The organism is Paenibacillus sp. J5, assembly GCF_054955055.1.
Genome location: NZ_JBUEDD010000010.1, coordinates 224,692 through 249,098, shown reverse-complemented (window position 1 = coordinate 249,098; position 24,407 = coordinate 224,692). Strand labels below are relative to the sequence as shown.

Below are 24,407 nucleotides of genomic sequence, written 5' to 3'. Positions count from 1 at the left end.
ACAAACCCTTACCATCTTAATAGTGCCAGCAATGGCATTCTGTGAAGGATAATCGAGAAAATCTATGAAAGAGGGGGAAGTCTTGTGAAAATAATGGGCAATCTGCAGCAAGTCGGGCGTGCATTGATGCTGCCGATGACGGTGCTGCCTGCGGCAGCCGTATTTCTAAGCTTGAGCCAGTTGCCCTGGTCTGCTCTGGGCTTGCCCTATTTTAATACATATCTGGCTACAGCGGGCAGTGCTTTGTTTTCATTTCTCCCCTATTTGTTTGCGCTGGGCGTCGCCTCTGGCTTGTCCAATAGCGCAGGCGCGGCGATTATGGCGGCACTTGCCGGTATGACCATCTATACCGGTATAACGAGCAGCTTCAGTGAATACGAGATTCAGCCGACCGTGCTGGTGGGTGTTATCTTCGGTCTGGTGTCCGGGTTTTTCTATGAGCGCCTCAAGGAGCTGCGGCTCCCGGAGTGGCTTCATTTCTTCGGCGGACCACGCAGCGTGCCGCTTGTGGTGAGCTGTTTATCAGTACTTTTCTCCATCTTAATGATTCATATTGCTCCGCTGATCGAGAGCGGTCTGCAGCATCTGGGCGACATCGTGTCGGAGGCCGGAGGCTTCGGGGTGTTCTTATTCGGCTTCGTGCTTCGTATTCTGGTTGTATTCGGACTTCATCATCTGGTGAGCCATGTGTTCTGGTTTCAGGTGGGCGGTTACGATATGGGAAGCGGCGTGACGGTATACGGGGACCTGCCGCGGTTCTTTGCTGGCGATCCGACAGCCGGCGTATTTATGGCGGGATTGTATCCGACGATGATGTTCGCGCTGCCTGCGATTGCCTTTGCCATTATTCATGAGGCTCGCGAGGATCTCAAGCCGAAGATTAAGAAAACCTTCACAACCGCTGCACTGGCATCCTTCCTGACAGGGGTGACCGAGCCGGTGGAATTCGCATTCCTGTTTGTCGCGCCCTATCTGTTCATCGTCCATGCCGTGTTGTCGGGATTAATTATGTGGGTGACCTATGAGCTGGGTATCCTGCACGGGTTTTCATTCTCGGCGGGAGCGATAGATTTCATCATCAACAGCCATCTGGCCACCCGCGGCTGGCTGCTCATACCCATCGGCATCGTATCCGGCTTGCTGTACTATATGCTGTTCCGCTGGGCGATTCGCCGCTTCCGCATTCCGACCCCTGGGCGTGAGGAGGGATCGCATCTGGACGAATGGGCGGGGGATATTCCGTATCGTGCGCCGCTCATCCTGCAGGCAATCGGCGGCAAGGACAACATCGTGCAGATGGAGGCCTGCATTACCCGTCTGCGGCTCAAGCTGTCCAACGACAAGCTGCTTGACATTAATGCGCTGCGCAACCTGGGGGCAGCGGGTGTCATTCGTCTGGGTAGCGGTAATGTTCAGGTCGTCTTCGGCACCTACTCCGAGCTGATCCGTGAGGAGATGGTCAAGGCGCTGCAGCGTGATCTCACCCAGGTGCTGTTCTGTTCACCGATGCAGGGACGCATGATTCCGCTTGAGGAGGTGCCTGATCCGATCTTCGCTGGCAAGCTGGTTGGCCAAGGGGTGGCGTTCATGCCCGATCGTGGCGAGCTGGTATCACCGGTCAAGGGAAAGGTTATTCATGTCTATCCGACGATGCATGCGCTTGGTCTGCGCACGGAGGAGGGGCTGGATGTGCTGCTTCATATCGGAATTGACACCTCCCAGATGAAGGGCCAAGGCTTCCATGCTGTTGTCAAGGAAGGAGACGAGGTCAAGCCGGGAGAGCTGCTCGTCAAGTTCGATATGGGCCGTATCCGTCAGGAAGGCAAATCACTGGCAACCCCGATGGTCATCACTAATTCTGAGGTCGTTCGCTCATGGCGCTATGGGCCGTTCAAGGCAGTCAAGAAGGGTCAGGCGTCGGTTATGTCCGTTGTGCTGCACAAGAGAGAGGATGGGGAGGATTCACAATGATTCAAGGGATAGGAGCTTCAGCAGGCATCGCAATCGGCAAAGCCTTTGTGCTTCCGAACTGGGAATGGGATGTGCCTGAGCAGAAGATTGATGTAACCGACCTGGCCAAAGAATTCGACAGGCTGTATGAAGGCATCAAGACATCCAAGGACGAGATCGAGCAGATGAAGGGCGAGCTTCGTCAGGTTGTCGGCACGGATGAGACGCAAATTTTCGACGCGCATCTGGCGATCCTCGACGACCCGGTGTTCATGAATGAGGTGCAGGGGATTATCCAGCGGCAGTACAAGGCAGCCGAGGTGGCGGTTAAGGAAGCGATCGACCACTTCGTCACGATGTTTGACCTGCTGGATGATGAATATATGAAGGAGAGGGCGCTCGACATCAAGGATGTCGGCAACCGGCTGCTCAAGCATCTGCTTGGGGCCCCTGAGATTACATTGCCTACGGATACGCAGCCTTTCATTCTCGTGGCGAAGGAGCTGTCCCCATCCCAACTGGCTCACCTGAATCCATGCCATGTGCTGGGCATTGTCACGATGGCTGGTAGCACGACCTCGCACTCGGCTATTATGGCCAGGGCGCTCGGCATTCCGCTCGTGGTCGGGGTGGAGAGCAAGCTCGATGCGCCGATCCAGACCGGTGATTCCTTGATTATCGACGGTGGGCGTGGAGAGATTATATTACGCCCTTCGAAGCTGGTAATCGATCGATACCGTGCACGCCGCAATGATATGCTGGAGGAGCGCAAGAAGCTGCACCGGATCGCTGATCTCCAGCCGGTTACGCCGGATGGCAAGACGATCGAGCTGGCGGCCAACATCAGCTCACTGAAGGAGCTGGAGGTGGCGCTGCGCGCCGGAGCCGTAGAGGTCGGATTGTTCCGTACAGAGTTCCTGTATATGGACAGATTCAGCTTCCCAGGGGAACAGGAGCAATTCGAGGTGTACCGGAAAGTGGCAGAGCGGCTGAAGACAAGGCCCGTCATTATTCGCACGTTGGATATAGGGGGCGACAAGCAGCTCGATTATTTTGAGATTCCCGAGGAGGATAATCCGTTCCTTGGCTATCGGGCCATTCGCATCTCGCTGGATCGCCAGGATTTGTTCAAGACGCAACTGCGCGCCATATTGCGTGCCGCATGCTATGGACATGTAAAGGTCATGTTTCCGCTCATCTCCTCAGTCGAGGAGGTCAGGAAGGCGCGTATGCTGCTGGAGGAGGCGAAGGAGGAGCTGCGGCAGGCAGGGCTGCCGTACAAGGAGGATATTGAGGTCGGGGTGATGATCGAGGTGCCTGCGGCTGTCATGATTGCCGATCTGTTGGCTGATGAGGTGGATTTCTTCAGCGTGGGCACCAATGATCTGGTGCAGTTCGCGCTGGCAGTGGATCGGATGAACGAGCAGATTGCCCATCTGTATGAGCCCTATCATCCAGCCGTGCTGCGTCTGCTCAAGCTGACCGTTGATGCAGCCAAGCGCCGGGGCATCCCCGTCGGCGTCTGCGGCGAGCTTGCCGGGGACGCACGGGCGCTGCCAATCTGGCTGGGACTGGATGTCGATGAGCTGAGCATGTCCTCTCACACGATACTGAATGTGAAGGAACGGCTGCTTAACACGAGCCAGGAGGATAGCCGCAAGCTGCTGGACGAACTGCTGGCTTGCCGAACGAGCCAGGAAATCTACGACAGGCTAGGCGATTTTAACAGCAGAACGGACCGGCTGCGCGAGGCTACGCGCTGTGCCAGTCCGCAAAATTAGCCAGGGTGTGTCTTCAAGCTCCGACGGGAGCAGATGTTGCCGAAATTTTCGTTCCGGGCAGGCACGTTCTCGCAGGCGTACCGAGGGTACGCCTGTGTGAACGTAACGCAGCACAGGGCGAACAGGCGGTGAACGATGCCCTTGAGCGGGTCTGGAGACATGCCCTAGCCTTGCTGGAGCAACGCATCCACGAAAGCCTTCGCATACGGTGGAAGATCAGGCGGTCGGCGGGCAGATATGAGGTTTCTGTCGACCACGACTGCCTCGTCCACCCATGTTGCTCCGGCATTTTCCATATCGTCACGGATGCCTGGTGTCGAGGTTACTGTACGCCCGGTTAAAATTTTGGCGGAGATCAGCACCCAGCCGGCATGGCAGATCTGTCCGATCGGCTTGCCAGCTTCATCAAGCTCCCGCACGAGCTGAAGCACCTTCGGGTAGCGGCGGAGCTTGTCCGGTGCCCAGCCGCCCGGCACGAGCAGTCCGTCAATGGCTGCACTGTCCAGCTCATCGAAGGACAGGTCGGCGACTGCCGGAACGCCGTACTTGCCGATATGCTGACGTCCCTTTTCCGGTCCGGCATACAATACTACAGCACCTTCTTCACGCACTCGATAGACCGGATACCATAATTCCAAATCCTCAAATTCGTCATCCAGCAGGCAGATGACCGTTTTACCCTGCAAGCTCACTTCGGAACCCTCCCTATACGATGGATTACCTTATTATTGTAGCGAAGGAGATACGATGAAGCAAATGAAGCAAATGAAGCACTCGCATGAACGCAATACGAAAGGTCTGGCAAAGCTGCTGCGCTGGCTGCCGGCTGTGCTCTGGATGAGCGTCATTTTCTGGCTGTCCTCACGCACAGGAGAGGAGCTTGGCTCCGTACTGCCCTTGTTCCAGTTGCTGCTGCCAATGATGGAGAGCTTTGACTGGGGGCATTTTGTTGCATACTACATACTGGCGCTGACCTATGCGTATGGCTTTGGACGCAGGTCGGAGAGCTGGGGCATGAAGCTGCTGATTATACTGCTATGCCTGCTCTACGGAGTGACAGATGAGTATCATCAATCCTTTGTCGATGACCGCACGCCAGATATAGCCGATCTGCGCAATGATACGATTGGCGCGGCGCTGGCTATGCTATCGCTGCAGCTTCCTTTTGTCCGCAAAGCATGGAGGAAAATTGTTGATTAGCTAAAATTGCTATCCCCCTATATGCAGGAGTTGTGCGAAAGAAGTCGAATACAGTAAGTTAACGCCGCGAATTGCCGAGTAATAGAAGGGCAAAACGTGGCTGGCCGTCTTAGACGGCATAAACTGTTTATACTTCATTTTCGCTGTTATAATAGAGAGGGTGGGCCATTTTGCAAAAACGGTGTTCTTGCGGAGAATTAGTGACCATGAAATTACGAACGGTTATTTATTCAGGCAAAGTGGAGATTGACAATGTTCCAATTTTTTCTTGTTCGTCATGCAATCGGAACGAGGTATCGCCTGAAGTGAAGCCAGACCTGACCGGACTGATCGGACAGCTTGGCAGTAAGCCGGACAAACAGACCTTTATGTTTAATGAATGGAATGAATGGGCGGATCTGTTGGTCGAGGTATACGGAAAGCAGAAGACCCCGCACAACCAGATGCTGGAGGAGTACGCAGTGGCTCGTGTCAACAAGCTGCTCGATCTGCTGTTGCTTGCCCAGTCGCTTGGCGATGAGAGCTGGATGGCAGAAATACAGAAGCGGCTTTCGCAGATCAGCCGTCGTTCCATTCATACATAGCCGCGGCCGCTTGGCTGCATCATGGACAGACCCAAGTGGACAGGCCATGAAGCAGGAGGGGTATGGTTGGACGGGCAGAGTCATGAATGAGATGAAAGCGTTGGAGGGATTATAGACATGGCACAACAATATCAACAGCTAACTACAGTAGAACAATGGAATCAGGCTTATGAGGGTGCTTCCAGCAAGCCGCTGCTTGTCTTTAAGCATAGTACGCGCTGCAATGTCAGCGCAGATGCCCATGCAGAGCTGCTTCGTTATTTGCAGGATGCACAGGGAGGATTCGACACTGTGCTGGTACATGTGGTTGAGGATCGTCCGGTCTCTAACGTCATCGAAGAACAGCTAGGTGTCAAGCATGCCTCGCCGCAGGCCATACTCATTGCAGATGGCGAAGTGAAGTGGCAAGCGACGCACTGGAATATCACGTACTCCTCCTTGGAAGAACATCTTGCCGAACATTGCGAAAAGCAATAAATTATCGTATCATTATTTTAATGAGATTTTTTCAGAAACCCATATAGTGGATTTCACTGGGTGCAGGGTGCGGACAGGCTGTTTTGCTGCCGATTGGTTTGCCGACGATGCTCCCTGCTATGCTTGTATTATTTTGTGAAAATTCTGAAAGATCATTTCGGCCTGAGATTGCTTTTCAAAAAATACGAATTCACTGGAGAGAAGGATCGTGACGGTAACTATTTATGATGTAGCGAGGGAAGCCGGCGTGTCCATGGCGACCGTATCCCGAGTAGTGAACAACAATCCCAATGTAAAACCGCAGACACGCAAGAAGGTATTCGAGGCGATCGAGCGTCTTGGCTACCGTCCTAATGCTGTGGCTCGCGGTCTGGCGAGTAAGAAGACGACAACTGTAGGGGTCGTGATTCCCGATATTTCCAACTCGATCTTTGCCGAGGTCGCTCGTGGCATCGAGGATATTGCGAATATGTACCACTACAATATTATTCTGTGCAATGCGGATAAACGCAAAGAAAAAGAGATTCGTGTTATTAACACGCTGCTCGAGAAGCAGGTCGATGGCTTGCTCTTCATGGGCGGCGCAGTGACGGATGAGCATGTGCAAGCGTTCACGACTGCCAATGTGCCGATCGTGCTGTGTGCAACAACTGATGAGCGGGGTACCATCCCTTCTGTCGATATTGACCACGAAGCCGCCGCTTTTGATGCGGTGACAGCATTGATCGAGAAGGGGCATAAGTCGATCGCGATGATCAGCGGTACGCTGCAGGACCCGGCTAACGGCTTCGCCAGGTTCCAAGGGTACAAGCGTGCGCTGGAGACAGCGGGACTGGCCTATGACGAGTCGCTGGTTCGTGTAGGCAACTATCGCTACGAGTCGGGAATTGAAGCGATGAAGTATTTCCTGGAGCTGGCGAACAAGCCTTCTGCTGTATTCTCGGCGACAGACGAGATGGCGATCGGCGCCATCCATGCGATCCAGGACTTTGGACTGAGAGTACCGGACGACATATCGGTCATTAGCGTGGATAACAGCCGCGCGGCATCGATGGTGAGGCCGCAGCTTACGAGCGTAGCGCAGCCCATGTATGATATTGGCGCGGTCTCGATGCGACTGCTGACCAAGCTAATGAAGAAGGAGAGCGTGGAGCACTCCAAGGTTGTACTGCCTCATGAGCTGATCTCCAGGCAGTCTGTCAAGCAGGTATAATGCTTGTGTATGCAGCTTCGCCGGATGCCGGCGAAGCTGCTGTCGCTTAGGCGCCAGTCGTTCGTAGCGGCTGCTGCCCAGTTGTACATGAAATGGAGCAAAGGGGGATGAAGCTACAGTGGCATACGGAACAATAGGCATTGTCGGTGCAATGAATGAAGAGATTGAGCTGCTCATTCGGCACACCGAGATTCGCCAGACGATTACGAAGGCCGGCATGACCTTCTACGAAGGACAATTACAGGGGCAGAACCTGTGGTTTGCCAAATCCGGCGTAGGCAAGGTGAACGCTGCGGTGTGCACTCAACTGCTGATTGACCTCGGCGCGGAATGCATCCTGTTCACCGGCGTAGCCGGTGCGCTTGATCCCCGCCTGGACATTGGAGACATCGTCATCTCGACAAGCTGTATGCAGCATGATATGGATGTAACAGCACTCGGCTTTGCTCGCGGCGTAATTCCTTATCAGGAGGTATCGGATTTCCCGGCGGATGTCGAGCTGATCCGATGTGCCGAGCAAGTGAGCCGTCGGTTGTTTGACGGACGATACTACACAGGCAAAATATTGTCGGGCGACCAATTCATCGCCAGTCGTGAGGCCGTCAAGGAGCTGCATGAGCAGCTAGGCGGCATGGCAACTGAGATGGAAGGCGCAGCGTTAGCACAAGTCTGTCATATGAATGACATTCCGTATGTTGTCATTCGTTCGATGTCGGACAAGGCTGACGGCTCGGCTCATGTCAACTTCGCGGAATTTACCATTCAGGCATCCTCCCATTCCTACCAGATCATTGAAGCGATGCTGGAGAGCCTCAAGCAAGCCCATTAGGCTGCTGCACTAACAGCGGATAAGTGGATACATATAAAACTACAACATACAGCACCACAACATACAGCGCCGCAGCCTCGTGGATCGACACGTAAGCTGCGGCGCTGTATGTATCTCTAACCGTTACAAGTCTTGTACAGCAATAAGTGCAGTCTCCCTGTTCTTGCGTGCAATCTCGGCGCGCCGCGGCATCGGCGTCCAGCTTGCACTATCGTCAAGCCAGGATGTGGGCAGTTCGTCATCTGCCTGCTGCGTCCAGCGCTGTCGCCATGCCTCGGGCATCGACAATTGCTCCAGGTGATCTGTCCGCAGCAGCGGATGACCGCACATCTCCAGCCATACGAGCGCCCACGCACGCGGCACCACGCGCCAGATGTCGTAGCCGCCTCCGCCTACAGCGACCCAGCGGCCCTGCGCATAGTGATGAGCCAGCCGGTGGATAATTGCAGGCATCTCCTGATAGATTCTCATGCTGCAATGGATATGCGATAACGGATCAAGCGCATGCGCATCGCAGCCGTGCTGGCTGATGATAATATCGGGGCGAAAGGCGGCTGCCACCTTCTCCACGGTGGTCGTGAAGGACTCCATCCAGGAATCATCCTCCGTGTAGGGTTCTACCGGAATGTTATAGGAGGCGCCGAAGCCTTCGCCATCCCCGCGCTCATAGACGAAGCCGGTGCCTGGGAATAGAAATTTGCCCGTCTCATGGATCGAATAGGTACAGACATCCGGGTCATTGTAGAACATCCACTGGACACCATCCCCGTGATGGACATCCGTATCGATATACAATACCCGTGCATTATATTTCTCGCGAATATGTGCAATCGCCACGGCTGTATCGTTATAGATGCAGAACCCTGCCCCGCGCTCGGGAAAGGCGTGATGCAGTCCGCCAGCCATATGCATCGCGTGCTGGGTCTGGCCGGACATGACCAGCTCTGCCGCATGCAGCGATCCGCCCGCAATCGCTGCGGCTGCTTCATGCATGCCGGAGAAATACGGCGTATCCTCAAAATCCAGGCCATATCGGCCCGCTTGTGCAAGCAGGTCAGGCGCTGGAGAAGGGGCGCTGAGCGCGGCAATCGCCTCGATATAGTCCTTGCGATGAACTCGCAACAGATCGGCGTATTGTGCGGGAGCGGGCTGCACCATCTGGTGCTCATCCAGCGCTCCGAGCTGCCGCAGCAGATCCATCGTCAACGTCAGCCGCACCGGGTTGAATGGATGCTGCTCGTTGAATTTGTAATGAAGCGCTTGTGGATGGTGAACAAGTACCGCATTAGCCGCCATATGTAATCATGCCCCCCTAACCATTTAATACATAAACCGTTGCTTGAAGCGAACGCGGTCGAATTGCTCAATTGATGCCAGCGGCACCTGGGAACCGACTCTCACCATCAGACAATTGGCCGGATGCGAGCAAATTTCGGGATCGTCTGTGGCGAACCAGACCATATCCACCGATTTCATCAGCTTCTCCATCATCGCGCGGTATTCCCATACGTTGAGGCCGCTGCCCTCCAGATCCCAGTGCCAATAGTACTCGGTCGTGAACACGATCATATTTTCAAGCTGTCCGCCTGCGAACGCCGTCTGGATCATCCGCTTGCCGAGGCCAAGCCCCCGGTAATCATTGGCTACCTCGATCGCGCCGAGCTCTACCAGATCCACCATACCGCCTTCAGACCAACGCTCCATCTCATCCGGGTAGTGAAAGGTGACATACCCGACGATCAGTTGCCCGTTCCTTGCAAGGATAATCCGTCCCTCCGGCAGCGCCGCAATCTCCACCAAAGCCGCGTGCTGCTCCTTCGGCCGCCTGAACGCATCCAAATCAGGATGCATCTCATAGTGCTCCAATTGCTCCGGGGGCACCGGGCCCTCGATGACCAGATCGCCCTGCGGGGATGGTAGATTCAGCTCGTGTATAATTTTTAGATGCTCCACGATACCGCTCCTCTCTTGCCAGATAGCCGCTATTGAAAGCGTATCAAAAAATAACCTCCGCGTAAAGGAAGGCTTCATAGAGAGAAGTGCATAAACACACGCTAGCCGTCTGGAACTGGGCTATGTTATAATCGTAATCAATGAATCACGCAGGCGATGGTAGCAGCTCCGATGCAAGCTGCGCAGCCTATAGCTTCTCCGGCTGGCCTCGCAGTCTCTCCGATAAGATCGATTGCAAGGCAGCCGTATAGAATTAGACATCTTGAAAGCGTATTCTAACATTGCCCCAGCGATTGTGCCGCTACGCGGGAACGCAACAGAGAGGGACTCAGGAGAGGATGGTAATCATGGAAAATCTGCATCAAGAGCGGTTGGCAGCGGTAGCTTCCGACCCTAACATGAGAAGCTACGAGGACACTTACGCGCAATTTCAATTTGAAGATGTGGAGAAGCAATTTACATGGAGTCGGACAGGTAAGCTTAATGCAGCGCATGAGGCGATAGATCGCCATGTCGAGGAGGGCAGAGGAGAGAAGGTTGCGCTATACTATAGCGATGCGTCCAGAGACGAGCAGTACACCTTCGCAGAGCTTCGCTCGCAGTCGAACCGGTTTGCCAACGTGCTGCAGGGCTTGGGTATTGGCAAGGGTGATCGCGTGTTCATCTTCATGCCGCGCACCCCTGAGCTGTATATTAGCTTGCTTGGTGTACTCAAGCGCGGCGCGGTAGCAGGTCCCCTGTTCGAGGCGTTCATGGAGACCGCTGTGAGAGATCGGCTGCAGGATAGCGGCGCAGTAGCGATTATTACGACGCCTTCGCTGTTTGGACGCATTCCGCGGCAGGAGCTGCCGGAACTCAAGCATATTATTGTTGTCGGAGATACGAGCGGCCTGGAGGATGTCGTCTCCTATCAGGAAGCGATGGCTGGTGCAGCGCAGGAGGCAGAGCTGGAATGGCTGGATCGCGAGGATGGGCTGCTCATACACTACACCTCTGGCTCGACAGGCAAGCCCAAGGGCGTATTTCATGTCCATAACGCCATGATCCAGCATTATCATACCGGCAGGGTTGTGCTGGACCTGAAGGAGGATGACATCTATTGGTGTACAGCCGACCCGGGGTGGGTGACTGGCACCTCCTACGGCATATTCGCACCGTGGCTGCATGGAGCGACGAACGTCGTTCGCGGCGGCCGTTTCAGTCCGCAGGATTGGTATAGCACGATCGAGAAGTATGGCGTGACCGTGTGGTATAGCGCGCCTACAGCCTTCCGTATGCTGATGGGAGCCGGCAATGATGTGATCGGCCAGTACCGGCTGGACAGCCTCAGACATGTGCTGAGTGTGGGAGAGCCGCTTAACCCTGAGGTGGTACGGTGGGGGATGAGGGCTTATGGTCAGCGCATCCATGATACATGGTGGATGACGGAGACGGGCGCTCAGTTGATCTGCAACTATCCATGCATGGATATTAAGCCGGGCTCGATGGGCAAGCCGCTGCCGGGCATACAGGCCGCGATCCTGGATGATAGCGGCAATGAGCTGCCTCCATACCGGATGGGCAATCTCGCGATTCGGACGCCATGGCCATCCATGATGCGCAAGATATGGAATAATCCATCCAAGTACGAGGAGTATTTCCGTATTCCTGGCTGGTATGTATCTGGCGACTCCGCCTACAAGGACGAGGAGGGCTACTTCTGGTTCCAAGGACGAATCGATGATGTGATCAACACGGCGGGCGAGCGGGTCGGGCCTTTCGAGGTGGAGAGCAAGCTGGTGGAACACCCTGCTGTTGCGGAGGCGGGCGTAATCGGCAAGCCGGACCCGATGCGGGGCGAGATTATCAAGGCGTTCATCTCGCTGCGCGAAGGATACTCCGAGTCGGAGGAGCTGAAGAAGGAGATCTACCAGTTCGTGAAGGAAGGGCTGTCTGCTCACGCAGCGCCGCGAGAGATTGAGTTCAAGGATAAGCTGCCGAAGACGCGCAGCGGCAAAATTATGCGCCGTGTGCTCAAGGCCTGGGAGCTGAATCTGCCAACTGGAGATTTGTCGACGATAGAGGACTAATCCATCATTCCAGCATTATGAAGCAAGCCGGGTTCCCGCATGGGCAGCCCGGCTTGCTTCATTTGGTGGCATCGTACATATGAAATTAATCTCGTACACAAAAACTCCCTGTCATCCGATGATTCATCATCCAGACAGGGAGTATAGGCTTCATGCAAGACTACAGCTTGACAGTAGACGATGTGCCAGACTCGCCAGCGTCATTCGAGGCCGAGATGCGGAAATATCCGCTGCTGGCTGGTGAGACATACTCGAATCGGGTCTGTCCTGTCGAACCAATCTTCGTATATTTGCTTCCATTCTCACTATAATACACGTTGTACTTGGTCACCTTATCGCCTGAGCCGTTGGCATTCCAGGAAATCTTGAAGCCAAGCTCTGTTGCCTCAACCTTCAGCCCGGTAGGCGCTGCAGGTGTCTTGGCATGGGCAGGTGAGCCGCCGTTGTCTGGGCGCTCGCCAGCTTCGGTTGAACCGTTGTTGTTCGTTGGCGTCCCCTGATCGGGCTTAGGCTGTGCTTCGCCTTGACCGTTACCCCCGTCTGTCTCTGGATTGCCCGGCAGCTCGATAGGCGGATTCGGTGCTGTGGTGGATACTGCAGCACTCGGCGCAGATTCCTTGCCGCTCACATCTACAGCCGTCACATAGTAGCTGTATGCTCCGGCGCCTGCGATGGAGCTGACGAACACATTGTCATCCCCGCTAATAATGACACTGCCAGCATTCTGATACGTTGTATGATCAGCGGAGCGGTATAACCGGTAGCCGACCACATCATTCTCAGGACTGCTCTTGAACGAGATGCTGACGGAACCACCGTTAGCGTTAATGGTTACTCCCGATGGAGCGGAAGGCGCCTTGCCATCGTCCTTGCGCGGGTCAACCTTGGATGGAGCATCATTGTTCGCATCGCGTGGCAGATAGTAGCTCAGCGGCTTCCTGCTGCCAGCCGGCATCCGAGGCAGGGCGGCCGAGATTTCGTCCATCAGCTCATCCAGCGGCTTCTTGCGGACGAATACCGTCTTCTCCTCCACAAAATCCTTAGGTGTTGCAGACTGCGGAATGTAATTCACGCCATTGTAGCGGATGAATGCCTTCTTCACGATCGCATCATCGCTCTCCTTAGGCAGAAACTCCTTATTAAACCAGTCGGTCACATATTTGTTTGTCAGCGCCGTCGGCTTTTTGCCGCTCAGTCCAGATACGGTAGCTTTGACAATGCCTTCCGGCTGATTGAATTTGCTTGTTGTAAACCATTCCGGCTTCTCCGCAGTAATGTCATTCATAATCTTCGACCAGATCGTCCGCGCCCGTGCACGCGCATCCTTGGTGGTGAGCACATGAATCTGCTTCTCATAACCAGCCCATACGCCCAGCGTGATGTCCGGGCTGAAGCCCATGAACCACACGTCAGCGTAATTCTGGGTCGAGCCGGTCTTGCCCGCGATCGGGATGGTCTTATAGTTTTTGAACGATGAGGCCAGTGAATGAGCGGTACCATTGCCCGCGCTAATTACGGTGCGCAGCATATCCGTCATCAGGAACGCCGTCTGCTCGGAGAAGACGCGCTGTGGACTCGCCTTATGCTCATAGACGATCTTTCCATTGGAATCTGTAATCTTCTCAATCATATAGGCGTCATTGAATACCCCGCCGTTCGGGATGGCGCCATAGGCATTGGTTAATTCCTCGACGGATACACCAACCGCCAAGCCGCCGATGACCCCGGTTTGAGCACCGTAGTCGCTCTCCTGGATCGTTGTAATGCCGAGCTTCTTCGTGAAGTCCCATGCCTTATCTATCTTCACTTCATCCAGGAACAGCTTGAGCGCCGGCAGATTGAGCGAGCGGTTCAACGCATCGCGCGCCGTGACCAGGCCGCTGTAATAGTTGTTCGCGTTCTTCGGAATATGGTAGCCCTTGCCGCCATCCTTCAGCACGATCGGAGCATCATCGATGATGCTGCCCGGCTGTACAAGCCCCTTGTCGAGCGCTGGCAGATAAGCGGCGATCGGCTTCATCGCCGAGCCTGGCTGGCGTGTCATCTGGGTGGCGTAGTTCATCTGCTCCAGATAGAAATCCCTGCCTTCGATCATGGACAGGATCGCTCCCGTCTTATGATTAATCATGATCGCTGCGATCTGCTCGACACCCTTCTCCTTCGAATCCGGTGAGAAGTTGTTCTTGTCGGCGGCGATGTTCCGCATCAGGCTGTAAGCCTTGCGGTCAATCGTCGTATAGACGCGGTAGCCGCCATGGAGCAGCTTCTGCCGCGCTTCCTCCAATAACTCCTTGTTCTCTGGCTTGGACAGGTCGGCCTTGGTCAGATTCGTGTTCTCATGCAGCAGCAAAGCCTCGGCAGCCTTGCGCTCCGTCTCCAGCATCAAGTACGGGTAGGTAGCGTATGCTTTCTTAGCTGGCTTGGCCAGAGATGACTTCATATCGAACTCCAGCGCTTCATAATACTGAGCCGACGTAATCCGTCCCGTCTCCAGCATGCGAGCGAGAACACGCTTCTGCCGCTCAATGGCTCGATTAAACCCTTTCTCGTTAAATTCGCCCTTGCCTGTAAAGGCAGAATAAACGGAAGGCAACTGCGGCAAGCCCGCCAGATAGGCGGATTGGGCAATGTTCAGATCATTCAGATTGCTGATATTGAAAATCCCCTTGGCCGCGGCCTTTATGCCAAATACCTGGTAGCCATTGGAGCCATTACCGAAGGGCATCTTATTCAGATAGGCAGTCAAAATCTGCGGCTTGGTCAGGTAACGCTCCATTCGCAGCGATAGAAATATTTCCTTGACCTTGCGCGCATCGGTCACATCCAGACTAAGGAACACCCGTCTGGCGAGCTGCTGGGTCAGTGTGCTGCCGCCGGTCTGCGTATCCTCGTTCAGCAGCTTCTGCTTTACGGCGCGGCCCAGACCGTTCACATCAACGCCGACGTGCTTGTCAAAGTTGTTATCCTCGATCGCGAGCAGTGCGTCGATAGCCTGCTGTGGAATATCCTTCAGCTCGACCAGACGCCGATCCTCCTCGGTTCGCAGTTGTCCGATCGGCGAGCCGTCGTTAAAATACGCAAAACCGGTAATCACATTCTCATTAATCTTCTCTTCGATCAACGATGGCGGACGAACGGGTTCTTCCTTGACCAGCGCGGCTACATAGCCGGTTACCGCGCCGCCAGCGAACAAACCGGCAGTCAGGCAGAAGATGAAAATCCATTTTACTGTTGTCCATACTATAAGACCGAAGGTGAGCCATTTGTTGCGCCCTGCGGCAGCTTTTTTACGGTCGTCTTTCATTACTATGTATTCCTCCTCTGAAATCGCCTCCTTATTATAACATAAATCGCCAACCCGCAGCACGTTGACTTCTCCTTGGCATTGTGTTAACAGGATGGGGGGAGTGAATTAGGCGGGAAGTACAATCCTGATCAAGCCTAAAACCATAGAATTCTGGATGAAACGTTAAATAAATGAAACGTTTTCGCAGTTGCGCCGTATAGGTATAGTGTAGCGTTCAGGATGGATGGAGCCTGTTGTTGGGAGGAGGGGGAGAGGATGGAGCTTTTATTCTGGTCTTGTCTTGGCGGAGGCATCGTGTACGCCGTGGTCACGATCATCTTGGGGGATGTCATCAGCGAGGCGGCCGATGGCGCACTTGATTTCCTGTTCGGGGATGCGTTGCCGTGGCTGCAGCCGATGACATTGGTCAGCGCGATTACCATCTTCGGCGGTGCAGGTCTGATGCTGGAGCGGTACACGCCTCTAGGCACGGGGCTTGTGCTCGTATTTGGGGCGATGATCGCAGTCGTGCTGGCGATCGCAGTCTATTTCTTGTACGTCCGTCCGATGGAGAACAGCGAGAACTCGACCGGCTATTCCTTGCAGGAGCTGGGGGGCAAGATGGCGGAGGTGCTCGTCTCGATTCCTCCTTCCGGCTATGGCGAGGTGCTGGTGAGGGTCGGAGCTGCCGGCGTATCGGGTCAGATCGCGGCGAGCTATGATGGAGAGGCGATCCCGCTGGGGGCCAAGGTTGTCGTGGTAGAGGTGAAGGACGGCACACTGATGGTGTCCCGAATCGATCTGTAATGATGGTGTTTCACGAACAGTCTTAGAAAAGCTCGAATGAAGGGAGAATGGAACTCATGCAAGAATTTCTTATTATTCCTACAATCGTCGTTGGTATCATTGTCATATTAGGTTTGGCCTTCTGGGCTCGCTTCAAGACCGTAAGTCCTGATGAGGCGATGGTGGTGACCGGTTCGTTCCTAGGGACGAAAAACACGCTGACGGATGACACGGGACGACGCATCAAAATCGTGCGCGGAGGCGGCGCCTTCATCCTGCCCGTCTTCCAGAAGGCGGAGTTCCTGTCGCTGCTCTCGCACAAGCTCGATGTGTCGACGCCGGAGGTCTACACGGAGCAGGGCGTTCCGGTCATGGCCGACGGCGTGGCCATCATCAAGATTGGCGGATCGACAGAGGATGTTGCCACAGCGGCAGAGCAGTTCATGGGCAAGCCGACAGAAGCGCTCAAGAGCGAGGCGCAGGAGGTGCTTGAGGGACATCTGCGCGCGATCCTCGGCTCCATGACGGTAGAGGAGGTCTATCGCAACCGCGATCGCTTTGCCCAGGAGGTTCAAGGAGTTGCGGCCAAGGATCTGAAGAAGATGGGGCTGCAGATCGTCTCCTTCACGATCAAGGATGTGCGCGACAAGCACGGCTATCTGGATGCGCTCGGCAAGCCGCGCATTGCCATGGTCAAGCGGGATGCAGATATTGCCGAGGCGGAAGCCGTGCGGGATGCCCGTATCCAAAAAGCGAGAGCGGAAGAGGAAGGGCAGAAGGCCGAATTGCTTCGCGATACGAATATTGCTGAGGCAGCCAAGGAGAAGGAGCTGAAGGTGGCAGCCTTCAAGCGCGATCAGGATACAGCGCGCGCAGAAGCAGACCAGGCGTACTCCATTCAGGAGGCCAAGGCGCAGCAGACCGTAGTGGAGGAGCAGATGAAGATTGAGCTGGTGCGCAAGGAACGCCAGATTGATCTGGAGACGAAGGAAATTCTGCGCCGCGAGAAGCAATATGACTCGGAAGTGAAGAAGAAGGCAGATGCCGACCGTTACGCGGTCGAGCAGGCGGCAGAGGCGGATAAGGCGCGCAAGCTGCGTGAAGCCGATGCGCTGCAATATAAGATTGAGGCCGAAGCGCGGGCGCTCGCCGAGCAGAAGCGGCTGGAGGGTCTGGCTGTGGCGGACGCTGAGCGCGCCAAAGGTACAGCCGAAGCGGAGGTCATTCGGCTGCGCGGTCTGGCAGAAGCCGAGGCGAAGGAAAAGCTGGCGCAGGCGTTCGAGAAATTCGGCGAGGCGGCTGTATTGGACATTATTGTGAAGATGCTGCCTGAGCTGGCTGGCAAGGTGGCTGAACCGCTCCAGAACATCGACAAGCTGACGGTGGTGGACACCGGTAAGGGTGAAGGGGCTGCCCGCGTGAGCAATTATGTCACGGAGCTGATGGCGACAGCGCCTGAGATGCTCAAGAGCGTATCCGGCATCGACCTGGAGGAGCTGGTCAAGGGGCTGACCCGTAGCAGAACGTCGAAGCCAGTGCAGCTTGAGGCGCCTGCTGGTCAACAGACGGCTGCAGAGCGCTCGCAAGGTACCGAGGGCGAGACGTCTGACAGATAGAAAGTGTAACGTGGGGGCTAGGGCGTGTATGCAAACCCGCATAAGGGCATCTATCCCCGCCTTTTCGCCCCCTGCTGCGTTGCTTTTCGCAGGCGTACCCCCCGGTACGCCTGCGAAAAAGCGCCTGGCATGGAATAAAAATTCGGCAACATCTGCTCCTTGCGGAGTTTGCATACACATCCAAGGCGGTGCGGGCAGTAGTCTGCACCGCCTTGTGCTATATGTGGAGCGGTGCGGGTCGTGGCGGACTCATGCCATGACCTTGTCGTTATGGAGCTCAACACAGCTCTACACGGACACAAAAAATCCAGCTCCCACATGGAGGAGCTGGATTTGATGGAGACAATAAAATTAACGGCTGTAGAACTCGACGATTTGTTTCTCGTCGATCTCTTGAGACAGCTCAGCGCGCTCAGGCAGGCGGATGAACTTGCCTTCCATTGCAGCATCATTGTACTCCAGGTAGTTTGGAATGTGAACGCGTCCTTCCAAAGCTTCCTTGATTGCCTTCAGGCTGCGGCTGCGCTCGCGCAGTCCGATTACATCGCCAATAGAAACGGTGTAGGACGGGATGTCCACTTTCTTGCCGTTAACAGTGATGTGGCCGTGAGCAACCAGTTGACGTGCACCTGCACGGGAGTTGGAGAAGCCAAGACGGAATACGAGGTTGTCCAGACGGCTTTCCAGCAAGAACATGAAGTTTTCACCGGCAATACCTTTCAGCTTAGCAGCTTTGTCGAACAGGTTGCGGAATTGCTTCTCGTTCAAACCGTACATGTGACGCAGTTTTTGTTTCTCTTGCAATTGAACGCCATAGCCGCTCAGCTTCTTGCGTTGTCCTGGGCCATGCTGACCTGGAGGGAACGGGCGCTTCAATTCTTTGCCGGAGCCGCTCAGGGAAATGCCCAGACGACGGCTTAATTTAAACTTAGGTCCTGTATAACGTGCCATACTCGTAAAAACTCCTTCTTCAAATGGAATGTTTGAAAAGGGGCTCTGTTTCGCCGGTTGGATTGGTGATGGGAAGCTCCCCTGCAAGCAGGAACAGACAACACCATACAGTTCACAGAACTCTGACAGACACATCAGCCGCAGGTCTATCAGCAAAACAACCATGAGGGTGACACAAAACTCTATACCCTTTATCCAACTATAAATTCTATAGGAAAACAGGTATGCATGTCAAGGGAAACCGCCTGCCGCAGAAGTTTCCTTTCTATTCGATAATTTTCGACATTCACTTTTCCCCAATTGTAAACAATGCATCAAAAGTCCTTTATTTCCCTACTAGATTAGTGCATTCTTCATGAAAATGAAGTATGATTAATAATATTATATCGTAATCTCTATAACTATTTTTCATTTAATGGAGAAGACGAAAGGAACAGGGTGCTGCGTATGGCTGAAGAGATACGCCCGCATGATGGCGAGACCTTCGTGTTGAACAGCCCGTTGCATGATTCATGCTCATACGCGGGTCTGGATGATCGGTCAGAGGCTTTGGGCCCAGATCTTCTGAAGGAGAGCTTCCAGCAATGGAGCACAGAAATCCCGGGGTTGGGCGGAAACTATGTAACGGTGCTGTTTGATGGCAACGGTGCTGAAGTGTCGCAATTGAATGGGGAGGATACTGAAGCCTCCTATTATGGTGAGGCATTAAAGGAGCAGCTTCGGGCTATCGTCCAGGAGGCGCAGGACTCAGGCACTCTCCAGCAGCAATGGCAGCCCTTCGAGCTAGGGGTAATCATCGTCAACACCTGCTTGAGAGCGGTTCCTATTCGGCTACGCAGTACGGGGCGCTCAATCGCTGTGCTGGGGATGATTCAGTGGGGGAGCAAGGTGCTGCGGGCAGAGGAGCTTGTAGCTGTGGCCAGACACTTTCGCTCCTGCCTGTTCCATCGTCTGGAGCATATGTATATACAGCAGCTCATGCTTGAGCAGCAGCAATCGATGAAGGAAGCACAGCGAAGAGAGGCGCTATTGCTGGCGACCAAGCGGCTTCACGATCAGATTAATGTAACCTCTGTATTAAATGAAATTATGCACTCGCTAGAGCTGCTCTATCCAAGCTCGCATGTGGATCTCTTCTTGTCTCAGGATTACGCCAATGTGCATGTACGTGTGCAGCTTCTAAGCTTTAAGCATCATAGCAATGACATATGCGCTCGCTCGTTTCTGGGCGGGAAGCCGATGAAGCTTGATCAGGAGAATGGTGATCTCCTGATTGCCGTGCCCATGGCGGGCAAGCAGGCGATCTATGGCGTGATTCGTCTTACTATTGCCAAAGAGAGCTGGGAGGAGGCTGCTTTGCCGGATGTCGTCATGCTGGCGGAGACGGCTGGCTCAGCCTTCGAGAATGCGAAGCTGTATGAGCAGTCCAATGTATTGATCCATGAGCTGCAATTAATTAATGAACTGACTAAGCGCCTCAATCAGTCGCTGCAGTTGAAGGAAATCATCCAGTTTGCTACAGCGGAGCTGCTGCAGATCTTTCATGCGGACTATTGCTGTGTGCTGCAGTACGACAAGGTAAGCAACGAATTTGTCGTGCTGTCTACCAATAAGGAAGAGCTGCTAAATCAGCGATTTGCCGGAGACTACGGCTTTTGCGGCAAAATATTAAAGACGAAGGAAGCGCTCATCGTCTCGGATTATTCGGATCGAACAGCTATATCGTCCAAGCTCATGCATCTGACCGACTCGCAGTCGCTGATTGCGACGCCGATGCTGGTCAATGCAGAGGTGCTTGGAGCTATTTTGCTGACCCATCGCAGGCCGCACTTTTTCTCCTATGACAATTACAAGCTGCTGCAGGTGCTGGCTACTCATATTGGCTTGGCCATTACGAATGCATCTCTGCATTCAGAGGTGAGGCGAATGGTCATCACCGACCATCTGACCGGCCTTCATGCACGGCATTATTTGGATGAGCAGATCCAGGCCAGGCAACGCCAGGATGAGCTGGGGGCGCTGGTGCTGGTGGATATTGACCATTTCAAGCAAGTGAACGACACCTATGGGCATCAGGTGGGCGACGAAATTTTAACACAAGTAAGCGGCATTATCCGCTCTGTCATCCGGGACAGCGACATTGCAGCGCGCTGGGGCGGGGAGGAGCTCGCAGTCTATCTGCCCAAGGTGACGACAGAGCAGGCCTCTAGAGTAGCCGAACGTATCCGGGCGAGAGTGTGCGGTCAGACGACACCTACGGTCACGGTCTCCTGCGGCGTATCAGAGTGGCGGGGACAGGATGATAAGATTAGCGTTGAATCGCTGTTCTATCGTGCCGATATGGCATTGTACGAGGCGAAGAAGACGGGACGAAACCGGGTGTTTGTCGGTTAAGCGGCAGCCAGCGGACTTGGGGACTGAATCGTTGCCAAAGTCGCGCTGGCTGTTTGCAGCTTGTCATGATATGATGAGAAAGAAAACGATACCAAAATAAAGAGAGGCGTGTAGATGAGAGATCCCAGACTGCAAAAGCTGGCTGAGAATCTGGTTGGCTACTCTATCGATGTTCAGCCCGGCGATAATGTGCTCATCGAAATGTTCGGTTCAGAGAGCGAGCTGGTGAAATGTCTGATCGAGGAGGTTGCTAGGCGCGGCGGTCGGCCGTTTGTGGAGACGACGGATCTGTCTGTAATGCGCTCGCTCCTTACACATTCTACCCGCGAGCAGTTGGAGCTGTGGACTCAGCTTGATCTGAACCGGATGAAGCAGATGCAGGGCTATATTGCGATCCGCGCTGGAGATAATGCCAGCGAGCTCTCCGATGTGCCCAAGGACAAGCTGCGTCTGTATGAGCAGTTGTATCGTCACCCCGTTCATCTGGAGCAGCGGGTGAAGCATACGAAGTGGGTCATCCTGCGCTACCCGAATAGCTCGATGGCACAGCTAGCCAACCAAAGCACCGAGGCGTTCGAGGATTTTTATTTTAAGGTGTGCAACCTGGATTATGCTCGCATGGAGAAGGCCATGGAGCCGCTCAAGGCTCTAATGGAGCGAACGGACAAGGTACGGATCGTCTCACCAGGCACAGACCTGTCGTTCTCGATTCGCGGGATTGGCGCCAAGCTATGCTCCGGGCATCGCAATATCCCGGATGGCGAGGTTTTTAGTGCGCCAATCAGGGATTCAGTCGAAGGCGTGATTACATACAATACGCCTACGGTATATTCAGGCATTACCTTCGAGAATATTGCGTTTACCTTCGAGAAGGGGCGGATTGTACAGGCGACGAGCAGCAACAGCGAACGGCTGAACGAGATTCTGGACACTGACGAGGGTGCTCGTTACATCGGGGAATTCAGCCTTGGCTTTAACCCGCATATTTTGCATCCGATGAAGGATACGCTCTTCGATGAGAAGATCGCGGGAAGCCTGCACTTCACGCCGGGTCAGGCCTATGAGCAGACGGATAACGGTAATCGTTCATCGATTCATTGGGATCTGGTGCTCATCCAGCGACCGGAGTACGGCGGCGGCGAGGTGTACTTTGACGATGTGCTGATCCGCAAGGATGGGCGGTTCGTCATTCCTGAGCTAGAGCAGCTCAATCCAGAGCATTTGACATAAGCTCCAATCATTTTTGGTCAAATTGCCATTGAACGTAATGTCAAATCAAGGTATTATGAGTAGAGATTCATACAGATTAATTTTGGAGGGGATTTTTATGTCCAATAACGCAGCAATCGTAGACATTTCCCAAACCGCTAACCGTTTTAGGTCTTCCATCGTTCTCCAGGCGGAGAATAAGTACATCGATGTGAAAAGCATCCTAGGACTGTTCACGACGCTGGTTAGCGGGCATTCCTACGAGCTTCATGTCCACGGCGCGGATGCGGAAGAAGCCAAGGCTGCCATGGCTGAAGTTTTTGCGAAGCATAGCCTGAACATTAAAGTTGTCAACGAATAGCACTTGAGCTTACGCAATGAGAGGCCCCGACCGCATGATGCGGTTTGGAGGCTTTTCTTGTTTTGTCCTTGTGTATTGTGTCAATATCGTCTAATATAAAAGATAGAAGACGGCGAGAATGCGCACAGGGGGGAGTACCATGTCTTCATCGGATGTAATGGTGCATATGCATCAAAGGGCGCTACAGCTTCTCCAGGAGGATGCCAACAAAATCGAACTGTTGATTGAGGTTCAGATGGAGAATCTTGCTACCCGCAAATGCCCGCTCTATGAGGAAGTGCTGGATACGCAGATGTATGGCTTTTCTCGCGAGGTTGATTTTGCGGTGCGCGCCGGCTTGATCGATGAATACGCAGGCAAGCAGATTTTAAGCAAGCTGGAAAGAAATTTAGCGCAGTTGTATGAAGCGTTGGATCTTAAAGAAAAAGAGTAGTCTCTCTCCACAGAGACTACTCTTTTTGTATCTTGAGCGCGAGAGCCGATATAAAAGAACAACCTCACCCTGGAGGGTGGGTTGTTCAGTAGCCGCAATAAGGTTCAATGAGCCTCCTGAAGCAGGTGTGGTCAGAATAGCCTTGGCTTACGCTATACGAGATAAAACGCGATGCCGAGGATGACATAGACCATCAGCAGCAATACCCCTTCATACCAGTTCGTTGAGCCGTCCTTGGAGATGGACTTGGCGATGAAGACAGATACCGCAATCGCTGTCAGCTCGATCGGAGTGAACAGGATGTCCATCGTCTGACCAAACAATGCGCTCACCAGGATGAGCACGGGCGCAACAAACAGGGCAATCTGCAGGCTGCTCCCGATTGCGATCTCCACCGCAGCGCCAATCTTGTTCTTCATGGCAAGCATGACTGCCGCGCTATGCTCGGCAGCATTGCCGATGATGGCAATGACGAAGGCGCCGATGAACAGCTCCGATAGTCCAAAGCGCTCCGAGAACGAGTCCAGTGTCCCTACGAGCCATTCACTGACCAGTGCTACCATGACCGTAGCCAGGACAAGGAACAGGATCGATACGCCCTTCGACCAGGCGGGCTCCTCCCCATGGTCTGAAGCGTTCTCCTCATCGGCGAGCAGATCCTTGTGCGTAATCATCGAGAAGATCAGCCAGAGAATGTAAGAGACGATCAGAATGCCAGCGATGGAGAGGCTGAGCAGATGATCCTTCTCAATGGAGAAATGCTCAGCCTTGACGAATACCGCCGGGATGAACAGTCCAATCACCGCCATGATCATGAGCGTGGAGTTGTGTCCGGCAACGTGCACATTGAAATGCTGCTGCTTGTACTTCAGGCCGCCAAGCAGCACGCTCAGGCCAAGCACAAGCAGGAGATTGCCGATGATGGCGCCAGTGAGACTGGCCTTGACCATATCGAACAGACCTTCCTTAACGAGAAAGATGGCGATGATCAGCTCGGCGGCATTGCCGAAGGTTGCATTCAGAAAGCCGCCGAGCCGTTGTCCAGCGTAATGCGCAACGCTCTCCGTTGCTTTCCCCAGGAAGCCCGCTACAAATAGAATGGCGAGCGCAGAGAATCCAAACTGCAGCAGCATGCTCCAGTTGGCATAGTGAGCGATGCCGCTCAGCAGAAAGCTGGCCACAAGGGCGATATAAAATCCATATTTTCTCAAGATGTCCACCTCGGCTTAGAGTATAGGATATTATAACCTGTCGAGCTGATTTTTAACAAGAATCTGTTTTTGCAGGGTTGATTTGCTTCCTCTCAGTTCATCCA

Annotated in this window: 20 protein-coding genes; 14 read left to right on the top strand and 6 right to left on the bottom strand. The window is 54.1% G+C overall.

The window, feature by feature from the left end:
• Positions 1 to 84: 84 nt before the first annotated feature.
• Both ACY1JZ_RS19280 and ptsP read left to right on the top strand, forming a co-directional pair.
• Positions 85 to 1,971 (top strand): glucose PTS transporter subunit IIA, encoded by a 1,887-nt coding sequence (locus ACY1JZ_RS19280; RefSeq protein WP_462630531.1) that lies wholly within the window; start codon positions 85 to 87, stop codon positions 1,969 to 1,971.
• Entirely contained in the window at positions 1,968 to 3,731 is a 1,764-nt protein-coding gene (gene ptsP, locus ACY1JZ_RS19275; RefSeq protein WP_270172088.1) for a phosphoenolpyruvate--protein phosphotransferase, read from the top strand. The genes ACY1JZ_RS19280 and ptsP overlap by 4 nt, the downstream gene beginning before the upstream one ends.
• 164 nt (positions 3,732 to 3,895) lie before the next feature.
• On the opposite strand, the gene ACY1JZ_RS19270 is transcribed toward ptsP, so the two are convergent.
• The gene (locus ACY1JZ_RS19270; protein WP_462630530.1) at positions 3,896 to 4,423 is read right to left on the bottom strand and encodes a type 1 glutamine amidotransferase domain-containing protein; all 528 of its coding nucleotides are present in this window, start codon (positions 4,421 to 4,423) and stop codon (positions 3,896 to 3,898) included.
• Between the two features lie 55 nt (positions 4,424 to 4,478).
• Here ACY1JZ_RS19270 and ACY1JZ_RS19265 point away from each other — a divergent pair, with 55 nt between their 5' ends.
• From ACY1JZ_RS19265 to ACY1JZ_RS19245, 5 genes are all read left to right on the top strand, one after another.
• Positions 4,479 to 4,931, top strand: a complete 453-nt coding sequence (locus ACY1JZ_RS19265; RefSeq protein ID WP_462630529.1) for a VanZ family protein — start codon at positions 4,479 to 4,481, stop codon at positions 4,929 to 4,931.
• A gap of 170 nt (positions 4,932 to 5,101) precedes the next feature.
• Positions 5,102 to 5,515 (top strand): hypothetical protein, encoded by a 414-nt coding sequence (locus tag ACY1JZ_RS19260; RefSeq protein WP_270172082.1) that lies wholly within the window; start codon positions 5,102 to 5,104, stop codon positions 5,513 to 5,515.
• 117 nt (positions 5,516 to 5,632) lie between these two features.
• Complete coding sequence (gene ytxJ, locus ACY1JZ_RS19255) at positions 5,633 to 5,992, top strand: bacillithiol system redox-active protein YtxJ (protein WP_270172080.1); 360 nt, start codon at positions 5,633 to 5,635, stop codon at positions 5,990 to 5,992.
• 208 nt (positions 5,993 to 6,200) lie between these two features.
• The gene (gene ccpA / locus ACY1JZ_RS19250) at positions 6,201 to 7,205 is read left to right on the top strand and encodes a catabolite control protein A (RefSeq protein ID WP_270172078.1); all 1,005 of its coding nucleotides are present in this window, start codon (positions 6,201 to 6,203) and stop codon (positions 7,203 to 7,205) included.
• 118 nt (positions 7,206 to 7,323) lie between these two features.
• Positions 7,324 to 8,034 carry a 5'-methylthioadenosine/adenosylhomocysteine nucleosidase gene (locus ACY1JZ_RS19245; protein WP_462630527.1) on the top strand — a complete coding sequence of 237 codons (711 nt, stop codon included), beginning with the start codon at positions 7,324 to 7,326 and terminating at the stop codon, positions 8,032 to 8,034.
• 123 nt (positions 8,035 to 8,157) lie between these two features.
• Here the strand turns inward: ACY1JZ_RS19245 and ACY1JZ_RS19240 are convergent, their stop codons facing one another.
• Both ACY1JZ_RS19240 and ACY1JZ_RS19235 read right to left on the bottom strand, forming a co-directional pair.
• Positions 8,158 to 9,330: an acetoin utilization protein AcuC gene (locus tag ACY1JZ_RS19240; protein WP_462630526.1), complete on the bottom strand. Its 1,173-nt coding sequence runs from the start codon at positions 9,328 to 9,330 to the stop codon at positions 8,158 to 8,160.
• Positions 9,331 to 9,354: 24 nt separating this feature from the next.
• Positions 9,355 to 9,987 (bottom strand): GNAT family N-acetyltransferase, encoded by a 633-nt coding sequence (locus ACY1JZ_RS19235; RefSeq protein WP_462630525.1) that lies wholly within the window; start codon positions 9,985 to 9,987, stop codon positions 9,355 to 9,357.
• Positions 9,988 to 10,334: 347 nt separating this feature from the next.
• Between ACY1JZ_RS19235 and acsA the strand changes: the two genes are divergently transcribed.
• Positions 10,335 to 12,056, top strand: coding sequence for an acetate--CoA ligase (gene acsA, locus ACY1JZ_RS19230; RefSeq protein WP_270172070.1), 1,722 nt, complete (start codon positions 10,335 to 10,337; stop codon positions 12,054 to 12,056).
• Between the two features lie 160 nt (positions 12,057 to 12,216).
• Here acsA and ACY1JZ_RS19225 read toward each other — a convergent pair whose 3' ends face one another.
• Entirely contained in the window at positions 12,217 to 15,360 is a 3,144-nt protein-coding gene (locus ACY1JZ_RS19225; RefSeq protein ID WP_462630524.1) for a transglycosylase domain-containing protein, read from the bottom strand.
• Positions 15,361 to 15,618: 258 nt separating this feature from the next.
• Between ACY1JZ_RS19225 and ACY1JZ_RS19220 the strand changes: the two genes are divergently transcribed.
• Both ACY1JZ_RS19220 and floT read left to right on the top strand, forming a co-directional pair.
• Positions 15,619 to 16,149 carry an NfeD family protein gene (locus ACY1JZ_RS19220; protein ID WP_462630523.1) on the top strand — a complete coding sequence of 177 codons (531 nt, stop codon included), beginning with the start codon at positions 15,619 to 15,621 and terminating at the stop codon, positions 16,147 to 16,149.
• A gap of 56 nt (positions 16,150 to 16,205) precedes the next feature.
• Complete coding sequence (gene floT, locus ACY1JZ_RS19215) at positions 16,206 to 17,744, top strand: flotillin lipid rafts scaffold protein FloT (protein WP_270172065.1); 1,539 nt, start codon at positions 16,206 to 16,208, stop codon at positions 17,742 to 17,744.
• A 351-nt stretch (positions 17,745 to 18,095) separates the two neighbouring features.
• On the opposite strand, the gene rpsD is transcribed toward floT, so the two are convergent.
• Positions 18,096 to 18,695: a 30S ribosomal protein S4 gene (rpsD, locus tag ACY1JZ_RS19210; RefSeq protein ID WP_270172063.1), complete on the bottom strand. Its 600-nt coding sequence runs from the start codon at positions 18,693 to 18,695 to the stop codon at positions 18,096 to 18,098.
• A 447-nt stretch (positions 18,696 to 19,142) separates the two neighbouring features.
• Here rpsD and ACY1JZ_RS19205 point away from each other — a divergent pair, with 447 nt between their 5' ends.
• The 4 genes from ACY1JZ_RS19205 to ACY1JZ_RS19190 all read left to right on the top strand — a co-directional run bounded on the left by ACY1JZ_RS19205 (position 19,143) and on the right by ACY1JZ_RS19190 (position 23,092).
• Entirely contained in the window at positions 19,143 to 21,089 is a 1,947-nt protein-coding gene (locus ACY1JZ_RS19205) for a sensor domain-containing diguanylate cyclase (RefSeq protein ID WP_462630521.1), read from the top strand.
• Positions 21,090 to 21,203: 114 nt separating this feature from the next.
• Positions 21,204 to 22,319: an aminopeptidase gene (locus ACY1JZ_RS19200; RefSeq protein ID WP_270172061.1), complete on the top strand. Its 1,116-nt coding sequence runs from the start codon at positions 21,204 to 21,206 to the stop codon at positions 22,317 to 22,319.
• Positions 22,320 to 22,416: 97 nt separating this feature from the next.
• A complete protein-coding gene (locus ACY1JZ_RS19195; RefSeq protein ID WP_270172060.1) occupies positions 22,417 to 22,659 on the top strand; it encodes an HPr family phosphocarrier protein in 243 nt (80 codons plus the stop codon).
• A 139-nt stretch (positions 22,660 to 22,798) separates the two neighbouring features.
• Positions 22,799 to 23,092, top strand: coding sequence for an Fpa/YlaN family protein (locus ACY1JZ_RS19190; protein WP_270172059.1), 294 nt, complete (start codon positions 22,799 to 22,801; stop codon positions 23,090 to 23,092).
• 152 nt (positions 23,093 to 23,244) lie between these two features.
• Here ACY1JZ_RS19190 and cax read toward each other — a convergent pair whose 3' ends face one another.
• Complete coding sequence (gene cax / locus ACY1JZ_RS19185; protein WP_462630519.1) at positions 23,245 to 24,303, bottom strand: calcium/proton exchanger; 1,059 nt, start codon at positions 24,301 to 24,303, stop codon at positions 23,245 to 23,247.
• Positions 24,304 to 24,407 lie beyond the last annotated feature (104 nt).